Below are 14,695 nucleotides of genomic sequence, written 5' to 3' on the forward strand. Positions count from 1 at the left end.
ATGGTTCATACAATCAGCGGCTTTGTTTAATAGCAACACATGAAATAGTTGATATCATAAAATACAGCATCGTTTAATCCGCAATGGATGGATTCATTATCTGCACGACACTATCCAGCAATTTTGGCGTACATGCCGATACCCGGCTGCAACCATGATTGTTGGTAAGCGTCATTAACAAACGTAAAATCACGCACTGATTTTACCAGTGAATCCAAATTATAGGCGACAGTCCCATCGGCAAGGTTATAACTCCTTTGATCATGAGAAATAACACATTAATTGAATAATGGCCCACATTCATGCATGGGCCATTTTGTTAACTAAACTAAGTTCAGTGAATAAAACTATCAGGCTAGTTTAGATTTTCCGTTGAGGGTATCAGACCAAGCCGTTATAACAGTTGATTTCGATTTACTATCAAGCGAATCAATAAAACTACTTTCTCCCATATTAGGCGCGAATCCACTCATGGCTTGCACCAGAGAATCGACTGCATTGGTAGAGAGTGACGTATATTCACGCTCACCTTGTGCATCTTTATCTCCCATTTGGGTGATAATATCCGCCCGGTTGCCATTGAAGTAGTCGTTGAAAGTCACAGAACCCATTGCCTCAAACTGCCCCTGTGCAGAGGTATCTTTGATATTACGCTGGGTCAACAGAACCAAATCGTAGCCGCTGCGCTGGAACCACAGGTTTTGCCAATTGATATCGTTGAACATAATCTTGTCGCCTTGCTTGATATCTTCAACCACGTTATCAATCACATCACCGCTGACTACAAAGCTATTTACGCCCGTGCCGCCTTTGAAGCGGTTTTGATACCCGCCCAATACCAGCAGATCATCACCATCGCCGCCGTTAAGCTGGCTGAACTTAGATACCACATCGGCAATCAGGTGATCGTTACCTGTACCACCATTGATAACAGCGTGATAACCCATCAGTTTGATAGCATTGTCCCCTTCCCTGCCATCGATTCGGTTATCGTTGCCGAATACCATCGCAAAGTCGTTACCTGCGCCCAAATCAACCTGGTTGTTATTACCAATGGTGACAACATAGTCTTGATCTTCCTCTGCATCAATGCGGTTAAAGTTGCCGGAGGCCACGATATAGTCACGTCCCTTACCGCCATCAATCACGCCACCTTCACCGAAGACAAAGGTTTGATCATCGCCACTACCCATGTGGGCGTAGTTAATCCGTCCAGCCAATACAGCGACATCGTTGCCTGCACCGCCAAACATCATGTTTTCACGCCCCATCAGAACACCTACATCATTACCTTGGCCGCCCGTGAAGATATTCGAGGTGCCTACGGAATAGAAGACGTCATCACCACGGCCGCCCCAGACGTTGTTGTTATCGCCCAGATATGCACCGAGATCTTTGCCGTCACCACCCCAGTTAAAGTTGTAGTTACCCAAGGAGACATGGATATCACCATCACCTTGCAGATGACCACTATTACGCAGGAAGTCGAAGGTTTTATCCTGCATGTTTAGCAAATCGGCTGTCAGGTTCTCTTTCAGGTTAGTGACCAGTGATTTCATCTCAGCCTGCTTATCCCGATTAAACAGCGTTGCAAACAGGTTCGGCAGGTTCAGGGAAGTCAAGCCAAAGGCGCGATCTGCCTGTGCCTCTGTCGTTTCCGGTGCTGATTTATCCTCTTCACTGATAGAGATATGCCCTTCCTGGCTCTCATCAGGTGCTTTGGCTTTCAGGCCGTGGCTTTCAGCAAAAGATTTCACGCCATCAGCCCCCAATTTCAGGCCGGCTTTCAGACTATCAAGTAATTTTTCTGGATCAGTAAAGGCTTGCAGTTGATCGCCACTGAATTCACCGATAATTTCCAGCATTTCACGCAGAATGGCAATGCCATCAACAGGCTGGCCTGAGCGGGAGACTATAGCGCCTTTCGCGGTATAATCCACGCCAAAGATATCCGCCAGCGTGGTATCCGCACTGACGCCTGCCAGATTTCCCAGCAATTTATTTTTGATCTGACGTGGCAAGTCCGTTGGGCTAAAGGTAAACGTGGTTTTTGCCACACCCGTTGAGGTATATTCCTGCGTCATTAAGCCAAACAGCGATCCCAGGTTGGTATCCAGAATCGACTGGATATTGTCACCGAACATAAAGTTCCAGTTACCCGTCGTGACCTGAATATCAGCCCCCTGTCCACCAACCGCAAAGTTGAAAGCCAGTTTTTCATTCGCTTGACGGAATTTATCCGCCCGACTGACTTTACTCATCGCTGGGGTATTACCATTTCTACTTAACCATTGGTTGTATCGCTTGTTCAATGTGCTTTCGAGATCACTTTTCAGACCACGGCTGCTACGTTCATTTTGGCTGTCGAGATCCGTCAGGGTCTTATAGTTGACGCTGCTGGTCAAATCGAGACCAGACAGATCACTGACATATTTCTTCGCACTTTCCAGCGTCCATTGCTGGTTTTGAGTAGCCAACCAATCCGGTGAGTTAAACGATCCGGCAATGTCTTGCAAGACACCAGAAATACGGGCTGCACCATCAAACGGATTAACCAACGGTGGGGTTGGAATGGATTTTTCCAACATAACAATCAGATCGTTACTACGCCCCATATTGAAGCTGATGTTGCGGTTACCGACAAACAGTTGTGCACCTTCCAATGCCTGATAACCGGCAATATCAACGCTGTGCTTGCTGTTACCATTGCCAATGTGAACCATCACATTGTTATCACCAAAGGCCAGAGACTTAAAGCCACCCGTACCAACCTTGATGCCCACGTTGGTGGTGCCCCAGTTAATGGCCGTAAACTCACCATCACCCGCCTGTACCTGAATATTGCCGGAATAACTCAGTGAGTTGTTTGATGATGCCGCCGCTGAATGGTTATCCACAGTATTGCGTTGTTTTGGTGCATGGAATGTCTCCGCATTATCCGCAATAGCGCCTTGTGCTTTTGCATCAACATCGGTCTGCCCCACGCGGGACAAATTGATGTCACGTTCAGAGATACCAAGACGGACTCGTTCGGAATGGCTTTCCACTTCGCCGTTGTCATTCCATCCCAACACGATCTTATTATCCGTGAGTTTGTTAACCCACTGTTCCTTCGCATCTTTCGTGTACTTGCGACCAATCTTGTCTACCGCAACTTCACTGCTGCGCGCCGATACCGTGGTACGGATACCCTGCTCATCCAGTGCCGAAATAAAGCGGCGGGCAAATCCCTCTCGTTTGTCATCACCGATCAAAGAGCAACTGACGAGGCTGATATGATCAGGCATACCAACCTGTTTGAAATCGGCACTGAACTGCTTCAATTTTAGGGCCAGTTCATCTGCACTGTAACCGCTTACGCGCGTGTGGTTTTGTAGCGATTTTTCACGCCCATGACCAACAATCTGCCAGCGTAATTTGCCGGACTGTAATTTATCGGCCAAGACAACCGGATCGCCATACACCACACGGTATTGACCATTGGCATCAAGCTGCACAATCACAGTGGAATCTGGGTGCTTACCAGCCAAATTCGCGGCAGCTTGCGCAACTGTAGGATCATTTTCAGTCTGAATAATGATCTGACCAGCAAAGCGGCTATCGCTACTTTCAGGCTGGGATTTGACCACAATATTTTCCCAGGAATTGACGTCCTGGTTATTTACGCGAATATGACTTTCCAGCGAATCATCACCTAATGGTTTTTTCACGCCATTAGGTGCATCAATCTCGGTCGGTTTCTTGATTGGGATATCATCAAACACGGGCAGTTCTAATATGTCTCGCATAGTGAAGTTATCAGCCCATTTTGGACGATAAGTAGCCAAGACCTCACCATCCATGACAACTACGCGCTCGAAAACGCTTTCTCCTGCTGCATTTTTTGGCAACTTGTAGCTTTGTGCCATGTTTAGATCGGATTCACCGAAAAAGCGCGTTATATAAGCACCAAACTTCTCCACTGATGAGAATTCGACAATGCCCACATTGGGATCATAGAAACCATAAACACGATTTTCACCGCTGCCTTTCGCCCACGCCGCCATTGCATGATCTGGACCATCCAGTTCAAGCAACACGGATTGACCTTCCATATTTCCGGCGGAAATTTTCTGAATGACGCCATCGACTGTCAGTGCTTTCGTGTCTTCCAGTTTCTCTTTCCACACTTTGATGGATGTCTCTGACATTGGGTTCCTGGCATGGAGTGCTGCCAAAGATCCCAACAACTTATTTGCGTTGGCGTGCTCAGTGGCAGAATACAAATCTGGATTGTTAAGTACCGCTGCCGCAGAGTACATTTTTTCCAGCAATTGACGGGCAACGCCATCCTGACCCTCATTTTCAAGTTGTTTCGCAACCAGAACCAACTTCGACAATGGGTCACAACGTCCGCCAAAACCATCATTTGACAGATTCACCAATAACAATTGTGGTGCCTGTTGTTCACTCGCCTTAGTGTCAGCAATACCTGTTGAAACGACATCACGGAACAGCCGATTGTATTTTTCAGCTCTTGGCTGGAAGGTGATTTTCAAGGCCCGGCTTTCAATTTCCCAGGCCAAAGCCCCTTTCTGCTCCAGGCTCCAGTTACCTTTAACCAGCAAATCTACCAGTTGCTTGATATTCATGTTTGGACGGAAACCATTCACCACCTGCTCCGCATGGCCTTGCTTGTAACCCGCCAGAAAATCTTCCGTTGTGCGAATATCTTTCAGCTTCTTACCTGAGCCGGATGGCTGTGGTTTTATTGCTTCACCGTAACGTTTCAGGTCGTTATTGATGCCTTTGAGAATCTCCGATTCATCAGGCTGAGGTTTTACATCAAACAAGTGTCGTCGCAATCTGATCAGCATATTGGCTCATTAACCCACTGTTTCTTCATGGCCATAGAAGGTCTGTTCACCCGATACCTGATAACCTGCCACAACCAGTTTGGCGCGCAGTTTTTCCCCTTCTTTGCCCAATCCTTCATTATCGGTCAATAGCATGATTGGCGTCTGTTTCGAGATGCCTTGCAGATTTTTCTCCAACGAGAACTGACCATTGACAAATTTAGCCAGCCCCGCCGTGATCCCCGCAGGGTTCGGCACTTCATGAGCGGTAATCGCTTTGGTCATGCTTGGCATTGGCCTGTCAAGTAACAAACCAGAAACTGCCTGTCCGTTGCGCTCGGCATAACGGGCAAGATCCGCCGCAACCGCTCCACCCATGGAATAGCCATGAATAATGATATTTTCAGGTTTGATGCCACGGTCATTAACTAAATAGCTGAACATGGTACGGGCATCCTGATAAAGCCCTTTTTCGCTTGGATGACCATCACTGGAGCCATAACCCCGCATGTTCACTGACAGCATATCCACACCCTGTTTTTGGTATTGATTTTGGATAATGCTGGCTTGCTCTTCCGCAGATGAGCCGGAACCGTGGATGAAAAGCACGACTTTTTTCGCCGAACTATGTTCTCCCTGATCGTTTTGAGCACCGTTGTGGTAATAACCCGTTAGACGCCCAGCTTTACCCTGTAGCGTGATCTTATCCGCTATACCTCTGGTGACTGCCGCATCCAATATTATTTGGGTACGATTATCGACGTTACGGCGATCTTCTCTGGAGCCATAAAGCTCATCATTCAGGAAGCGAGTCACTGGATTGAATGGTTCTCTGTCACGCGGTGGCGTACCATCGTTATTAATGGCAACTTTTTCCAGCACGTCATCTTTCTTATCGGCATGATCCAAAACTTCCAGCTCGCCACTGACAACGCGATTTGGATCATGCAGGATTTTTTCCCCCTGCGCTTCCTGCAATGCCTGGGCAAAGTTGAATAGTTCGGTTGGCGTCCAGACACCAAATTTTGGTCGCCATGTATGACCGATAACGTTATCAGCACCTCCCGCCTTAAGCACTCTGGCAACAATGCTTGAACAGTTTTTTGTCAGAAGTTGATAACGCGTATCTGGTTTTTCGCTGATTTTCCGCCATTCTTCCCGCATTGCGGCCGTATCCAATCCAGCCAGATTGATGCGGAATACTCGCCCATCATCGCCATCACTGGCCTTGAAATCCCGAATATCGTCTAGAAGATGGTCTTGTTTTCGTTCAATAAACTTCTGGATAACATTGGCAACGCGTTTTTTTGTTAATTCAGGGGGTTGCGTGGCAGCCTTGCGCAGAACCTCAGCAAATTGTTTGCCCATTTCAAATACATCCACACCACCCTCTTCCAATTTTCTGAGGAATGGTCGAGCAAACACTTCTGGTATGCCGTAACTGCCCAGCAAGCGAGGATTTTCCAGTAAAGTAGTGGCAAGCTCTTCGCTGGTATCCGCGAATGTTTTATCAACGCCTTTCGCAACCTGAAGTTCTTCATCAAGCTGCTTGTAGACAACATACTGCATACCAAAGTTATCTTGTTCTTCAGAATCAACATCCAGTCCCAGGGTTTGATTCTGGGTTGCAGATTGACTCAAATCACGCCAGCGTACATGAGAAAAATTATTTAAGATATGAGCAGGATCAGAAGACTTACCCCATTTCGGCCACCAACTGACGTAATTTTTCTGATTGAATTCATTGGCATTTTCTGTGATCTGGATACGCCCTTGGCCAATCTGCAAGGCAGCATGTCCCAATTGGCTGTGATCACTTGGTTTCCAGACAAACAACGTTGCGCTCACCGGAGACAGTTGTTGTTCCACCGCCTGATGTATCTTTCTCAAGCCTGAGATATCAATCCCCTTGCCATCTTTCGACAATTCATGGGGTTGCAGGGTTGCAAAGGCGTTTTCTGCTACTGACTGACCATATTCATTGCTCACAGCCGCCTTGATCTGTTCAACCGCTTTTTCTGCACTCTCCGTTTTCATCGCAATCTGGATATTGGATTTACCGCGGGTAACAAAATTCCCTTGTTCATCAATATAAAGATGCTTGGAGTCTTTGAGGTTAGCATTACCCAGTTTGTTATAGAGATCGCTAAAACTACCTTTACCTGAACTTTCGACGGTCGGTTCAGCCAATGTCAGCGATTCTTCCAGACGTACACTCACTTGTGACAACAAATTTTGTAGCGCAGGAACACGTTTTGAATCTGGATGTCCCTTCAAATAGCTTTCAACCTGGTGAAGCAGGTCGGTTAATTTTTCCACTGCTTCAAAGCTATAATCCTTGCTGGTTTGCAACACATTTTCGTAGTTACTAAGGGCATCTAACACATTCCGATAGCTGTCACCAAGGGGCTTGCCTTTAACATAGGCGGCTTCCCGTAACTCACCCACAGACATTAAGTTAGTTTTCGGTTTATAGCTCCAGCTACCATCCACTCTTTCCGCGATAATATGGGTAAGCCCATGTTCGTGGGAAATAATGCGATCTTTCACCAAATGCAATTCATCAGGCAGTTGGTCGTAATTGTTATAGTTGGCGAGAATAAAACGCTCAATAGATTTAATTTGAGCGGAATCTTTTGGATTTTCCAGCATGATAGTTTTGAATTCAGCACGGTTATTACCCGGCCACGGACGAACTTCAAGGCCTTCATTATCAGCTTCATTCACCAGCAAATTGCGTTCTGTACGCAAACCATAGAATGGCAGGGCTTGGTTCAGCAGGCTATCAATGGCACTGGTTTTGATATCCAGATCAATCAATGTACCCGGCTGATATTTTTCAGGGTTCAACGCAAGCCGCCTTTCCTGCTCTGCAAGGCTGAGTGAATCAAAACGTGCTTTTACAGAAACACCTGCTTCTGTCAATCTGCGGCCAATGGATTCAGGTGACATACCTTGATATTCTTTGGCAGCTTTATCCAGCAGGCGAATTTCCCCGACCAAACCTTCACGCTGTAATTGACGCAATACAGGTAATTCAACATTCCAGAAGTAGTTGCCAAGACGCAATCCGCCTTCCGCAATGACATAGACATCATCACGTGATCCGGTTGCATAAAGGGAACTCCAGAATCCAGTATTGCTGTATGCAGAAGCGTTAATGACTGATTGCAAGGCTTTCTGTTCCCCAATATCAGAATCGAGGAATATGCCGCCCCAACGCATCAGCGTCTTGTTCAGATCAATGGCAAAAGAGTTACCTTTTACATCAATATCGTAAACCACCTTCTTGCCATCAGTCTGTACTGCATCAAGAATTTGGCGATATTGCTTAAAGTTACTGCCAGACCAAAATGAAACGATGCTCTTATCGCCATGTACAGGCTCGAAGCTATAACCATAACTTTCCAGCGTTGAGACGAACTCGACACGCTTATCCCAGTCGTAATCGATTGTGGCATCAACAAATAGTTTTGCCAGTGAAGTAACCTGATCTTTCGGTACGCTGTTTTCAGTATTTTTCAGGTAGCCTTCAATAAAGGTGACCATTTTCTGTCTGAGGTCATCCGGGATATCTGCATCCACGCGATCAAACCCCGGCACAGGAATATATTTTTCAGTAGCAAGATCGTTATCGCTATCCAACCAATGGTAAACATTAGCTACTTTCTGTGCCCGGCTTACGACAGAAACGCCAGAAGTATTCACCGAACCTTGCTGAACATGTTCTTCACCCAGCGCTTTCAGGCCACCGAGATCCAATCCTGAAATTCTTGGTGTACCCCTGACCCATTCAGTCACTACAGCAGAAGGTTGGCTAACTCCCTGATTGTCTGACGTTTCGTTATGAGCAGAAGTTAGGCTAACCCACACTTTTTTAGCACGTATCCCTGCATTGATCTGCAAGCGGTTTAAGGCGTCTTTGGCATTGTCAAGTTCGCTCAGATCTTTATCCAGCTCTTGCAATCGCTTGCTGAATCTACCATCAGCCTGAACAGTCAAATCAGCATTGATATTACTCTTGGATTTTTCTGCTTGTTCAATGTCTTCAGAGTAATTAGCTTCATAAGCTTTGCCGGACAGACCACTGCCTATTGCGCCTGTACGGGCTGGCTTATAGTTGCCATCCAGTTTCGAACCCTTGGCATCATGTTGTATTTGCGCGGTTTTACTGTCTGCCGCAGAGACTTCGCGCTCTCCATGCTGCTCTGCTTGTTGTACCGCTATCTCACCATCACGCTCCGCTTGTCTAGCCTTTTGCTCACGATCAAGGGCTTCTTTCTCCCTGTTTCTGGCTTGGATAAACGCTGTTTCAATATCCTGCTCAGCATGTTGTTGGTTTTGCTCTGCCTTAAGTACACCCACTTCTGATTTAGCGACGGCATCCTTGGTATCGCCCAAACGCGCTGCTATTGCTGTTTGGATATTATTCAATTGACTCTGCGCAGTTTCACCCGCCTGGTTCAATTCGGTTTGAATACGCTGCTGTAAACCAACTGCAAATTGATCACGCCATTGTTGGCCTGATTCACCCTGATAGGTGGCATGGATATCCAGCGTTTCCAGACCGCGGACTTGCGCCATCATCTGCTTTGTCACCGCCTGCGCTTCTTCCTCAATGACATCACGCTGGCTCTGTCCGTTAGCGTTCAGGGCATCCAGATCTGTCGCTTCCAGTTGTGACTGGGTGCCAGCAATCGCGGCAAGTTGTTTATCTTTTTCCTGAGCCAAGCGTTGGCTATCGGCTTCTGCTTTTTCCTTGTCCTGCAAGGCGTTTTGTGCCGCTTTATCCTGTTTCACATGGTCAGTAACAGACAATTCAGAGGTTGCAACTACATTATCCAGCACATAACCCACGCCATCACTTAAACCGGTTCCAGAAAACATCAGTAGGTTATTGCCCGCCCTGGCAGTTAAGCTCAGTGTCTGGTTTTGCCACTCACTGCTACCATTGTCAGCCGCAAAAACAACCTTGCCATTCCAGCTCACTTTCAACCCATTATCCGCAGAAATGCCAGCACGTCTTGCAAAATCGAACTTAACGGTAATTTTTTCACCCGCCGTCAAATTCTTAATGAGCTGACAGATAGATGTATTATCGTTGACATCAAGCTCACTAACCCGCTCACCATGCCCTTCATCACTCAGTCCATACGCCTTGGCCGAATAGCTGGCTTCAATCCCCTTGGTGGATATCCATCCCATGTCGCCTTGTTCAAAATCACCATTGATGATCAAATTGCGAGGCTGATTCGGACTCAGGCGTTTTTCATCGCCAAGTGTCTTCTCGATCCCGGCAATATCTGGAGTATCAACACCGGTCACAGCACCTTTCAGATCTTTTGCCAAATCAGACGAAATTTCATTAAGTTCTGTCAGTTTGAAACCATTCAGGGAAGAAACTCCCGGCAGGTCAATGGCACCTCGTCCTTTATGGGTTCCTGATGTATTTGCTTCATCGCCATTCACCAGATAATTGATGCCCTGACTGCCCGCACTACCCAGTACGGTCTGTTTGATATTGTCAAACAACGCACCCAATTTATTGCTCTGGGTATTGCTTTCCGCCACGGCAAGGCTATAGAAATCCCCGTTACCCACCTGAATTTCCACGTTGTTGCGCGCATAAGAGGCGTTGATATTGAGACCATCACCCACACGGATATTGGCATTACCCTTGCCTTTCATGACTGAAACATTCAGCCCGTCACCCACACGCGTATTGACGTTGAATTGACCCCAAGCCACATTGACGGAAACCCCGTCACCGACTTTGGTATTGATATTCAGGTCGCCATGAGCCGCAGTCACGCTAAGGCCATTCCCCACCGTGGTGGTGGTATTGCCTTTACCTTTGGCCGCAGTCACTTGCACACCATCACCCACTTTGGTGACGATATTGCCCTGGCTCCATAACACATTGAAGCTATCCCCATTGCCGATTTGGGTCACGATATTGGCTTCGCCCTTGGTGAGCACAACGTTGCGGCCATCACCGACTTTGGTGATCACGTTAGCCTTGCCCCAGGCTCCGGTATAGTCATCACCATTACCCACATGGGTTAAGATATTGGCTTGCCCTTGGACAACGCTAACCTCCTGACCATCGCCGACTTTGGTAATGATATTCGCATCACCTTTGGCAAAGTTATAGCGATCACCGTCACCAACCTGGGTCATGATATTGGCTTTGCCCCAAGCAGCATTGACGCCCAATCCATCACCGACCTTTGTGATGATATTGCCTTCACCTTTAGCGAACCCGACCGTTGTGCCGTCACCAACATGGGTCATGATATTGCCGATTTCAGAAATCAACAGGCCAACCGCGGTTCCATCACCGACTTTGGTCAGCATATTGCCTTTGCCAGTTAACACGGCTGCCGTTGTGCTATTACGCTCATTAACATGGGTCACCACATTGGCTTCGGCAGCGGCCACAACGCCCATAAAATCATTGCCGATTTTCGTCACAATGTTGGCTTTGCCTAATGCCAATACCCCCGTCAAACCATCACCGACATGGGTCATGATATTGGCTTTACCAAACATGGCAGACAGCGTGGTGCCATCACCCATTTTCGTCATGATGTTGGCTTTACCTGCAAACAAACCCACGCTGGTGCCGTCTCCGTCATGGGTATAAATATTGGCTTCACCCACCATCAAGGCTGCTGTCAGCTCATCACCCACTTTGGTCAACACGTTTGCCCCGCCAATCATGGCCGCGAAAGTGGAACCATCACCAATCTGGGTAAAGATATTGCCTTTGCCAATCATGGCAGACAGGGCATCGCCATCGCCGACTTTGGTCGCAATATTGCCTTTGGCGATCATCAGGGCAACACTCTTACCATCACCAACGTGCGTGTATACGTTACCCAGTGCCAGCATCAATACCAGTGCATCGCCATTGCCCACTTTGGTGAAGATGTTGCCTTTACCGCCCATCAGCGCCCAGGCATTGCCATCACCGACATGGGTGAAAATATTGCCTGCACCCACCATAGCCGCAATGGTTGTGCCATCACCCACTTTGGTGAAAATGTTACCCAGCGCCCCCATCACGCCCAGCGTTTTCCCATCACCGACATGGGTCAAAACGTTACCCAGCCCTAACATAATGCCAGTAGTATCACCATGACCGACTTTGGTCAGGATATTGGCTCCACCCAGCATCACGCCGGTAGTTTTGCCATCACCCATATGTGTCAGGACATTGCCGCCACCGCCCATAACGGCCTGAACATTACCCTTGCCTTTTTTAGTCAGGATGTTGGCACCACCCAGCGCAATTGCCGATGTATTTGCCGAACCGGAATCCGAAGTTTCATTATTGCTGATATGGGTAATAATATTGGCGCCGCCAAACATGGCTGATGCCAAATCGCCTTCACCCACTTTGGTCAGAATATTGGTGCCACCAGCCAGTATGGATGAGACATTACCGTTCCCTACTTGGGTCAGAACATTGGCACCGCCAATGCCTGTCCAGAACGCATCGCCACGGCCGATTTGAGTATGGGTATTGAAACCACCCCCCATTGCGATACGGCTGTTGCCATTGCCTTTATGAATGGAGATATTGCCAACGGCCAAAAGGTGAGCAAGATAGCGGCCATCGCCAACACGAACCAACACGTTTGCCGCACCACCCGCATTGACAGTCATATCACCACTTTGGCTTTGGTGCAGCAATACGTTGGCAATGCCGGCACCATCAAAGTTCAGGTGACCTTCTTTGCCTTTTTTGATGATGACGTTTGCCCCACCACCACCTTTGAATGTTGTGTTACCGAATTCGGAGCTATGCTTAATCACATTCGCAATGCCCGCCCCTTTAAAGCTGACATTGCCGCGGGTAACGTTGGATTTGATGATATTACCACCACCGGCACCGGCATAATGAATATCACCAGAACTGTCACCGCCGCCAGGGGCTGACCTGAACAGCTCAAGATCACGATATTCATGCAGATCAGGCACACGGCCGGAATTTATGCGCACAGTATTAACACTGTAATGAAGATCACTGAGCGAATAGCCGCCGGTTCCCATAGTGTGGTAGCCATTGACAGAGGAGATATTTTGGTTCGCCAGATTGGCGGTATGGTTGCCTTCTTTATACCAAGGGCGAGCGATATATTGCAGCACTCCTGTTTTGGGATCGTTCCTCAGCTCCACCACCACGAACTTGGTGTATTCGCCAAGTTGTTTGCCATAAATATAGGTGTTTGGCCTCCGGTTGGATTTGACCGCTGTTACATCAACCTTGGTCCCATCTTGGTAAATGGCATAACCACCCATTTTGGCATCAGACAAAGTGATATCTGCTGCGTCAATCTGGACACCATTGCCATAATCTACCCATTGGTTTTCCGTCAGCTTTTTCTCAACCGCATGAACTGTTACCTGTTTCCGTTGTTCAACGGTCAGGTTTGACAACGTGTATGCGCCGTCTTCACCGACTGAACTGAAGCCACCCTGAGTCGAGATATCTTGTTTTTCCAGCCCTTTGAAATGCTTCCCTGCTTTATACCACGCGGTCGAGATGTATCTCAGCTTACCCGTTGCGGGATCATTGCGAAGCTGGATCTTGTTGATTTTAGTGTGAGTACCATCCTCAAACGCAAACAGGTAAGTGTTTGGTTCCCGTACTGATTTAAACCCTGTCACCTGATGAGAACTGCCAATCCATGAACCACTCATGGTTGCCGTTGTCAGCACAACCTCTTCGGCCTTGGCATATTCCATTCCTTCGCTGCCGAAGTCATTGGCAGTTCCCTTACGGGTAATTTCGTTATAAGCACCGGCACCTGTGAAATAGATATCACCATGGGCAATATCAGAGTAAAGGCTGTTATAACCGCCTGCGCCTTCAAACCGGATATTTCCTTGGGTTGCAGAATATATATCATCCGCCTGACGGATACGCTCAATACGGTTAGATGCGCCTGCACCACGCACCCCCCCCCCCCCCCCCCCCCCCGAGTGATACTATTATATCCAGCGGCTCCAGAATAAAAGATGCCACGTCTCCGTTATTGATTTTCACCCCACCGGAAATACCCTCAAATTCGTTATTCGGACCATCTCTGTGTCTTATTTATGAAGTAGCCACTCCCTCCTTTAACCGTTAGATTGCCACCCGTATCATTGACTTTCAGATATCCGGCAGCACCCACTATAGTGTCGTGGCCCCATGTTGTATTGACGATTGCGCTGGCAGAGCCAACAACTATGTAGTCATTGCCACCATAAGCATTGATGACACCACCAATACCGATGGCGTATATTGTATTTCCATCATCATCATCTTCATATCTCTGGGTAAAGAAGTATTCTGCACTTCGGTTAGATGATTTTCCCATAAAATAATCCTGATATTAGGTAAAAAATTAAACCGTAAACCACTGCACCCGACGGATACAGCGGTTATTTGGCTCATCCAGAGTTCCCCTGACTGTGCAGGCTTTTTGCCCTTTCCATGCGGCAAAGACTCGCCGACGCAAATCGCAGGCAATGTCACGCGCATGTCCGAAAGGCGCAATCATCTCTGGAAAAAAGATATGCTGACCGGAACGCCAATCTGCCTGTGAAATTTCCCGTTCACCGGCAAGGATCGCATCCCGACTGCTGTCAGACAAAAAAGCCCAATTACAAAAAGCAACTGGGCGTTGATGTTCATCTTCGTAATAGCAAAACTGATTAAGCTGGAATGAAGGCAAGATACGTTGCTGCCACTCAGCAACTAAATAACACCGGTGCAAGGGGGAATGCTGACAAAGCAACATCACCCCACCCATCATTGCCTGTATTTCATGCGCACTCAGTGTTGCCGAGTGATGTGTGATCACCAT

At 47.6% G+C, this 14,695-nt stretch carries 3 protein-coding genes and 1 pseudogene; all 4 read right to left on the reverse strand.

The window, feature by feature from the left end; translation table 11 throughout:
* Positions 1-350: 350 nt before the first annotated feature.
* Positions 351-3,680, reverse strand: a pseudogene (locus ACSJJG_RS12815) (C80 family cysteine peptidase); the annotation flags it as partial.
* 1,185 nt (positions 3,681-4,865) lie between these two features.
* Positions 4,866-13,802, reverse strand: coding sequence for an MARTX multifunctional-autoprocessing repeats-in-toxin holotoxin RtxA (gene rtxA, locus ACSJJG_RS12820; protein WP_481089616.1), 8,937 nt, complete (start codon positions 13,800-13,802; stop codon positions 4,866-4,868).
* A gap of 113 nt (positions 13,803-13,915) precedes the next feature.
* A complete protein-coding gene (locus ACSJJG_RS12825) occupies positions 13,916-14,206 on the reverse strand; it encodes a hypothetical protein (protein WP_481089617.1) in 291 nt (96 codons plus the stop codon).
* Positions 14,207-14,233: 27 nt separating this feature from the next.
* Entirely contained in the window at positions 14,234-14,695 is a 462-nt protein-coding gene (gene rtxC, locus ACSJJG_RS12830) for an RTX toxin-activating lysine-acyltransferase RtxC (protein WP_481089618.1), read from the reverse strand.

This window comes from Xenorhabdus sp. SGI 60 (assembly GCF_056632175.1).

What these genes read in the sequence shown, in the direction of transcription:
- ACSJJG_RS12825 (WP_481089617.1), bottom strand. Translation starts at nt 14,206, where the DNA reads ATGGGAAAATCATCTAACCGAAGTGCAGAATACTTCTTTACCCAGAGA.
- rtxC (WP_481089618.1), bottom strand. Translation starts at nt 14,695, where the DNA reads ATGGTGATCACACATCACTCGGCAACACTGAGTGCGCATGAAATACAG.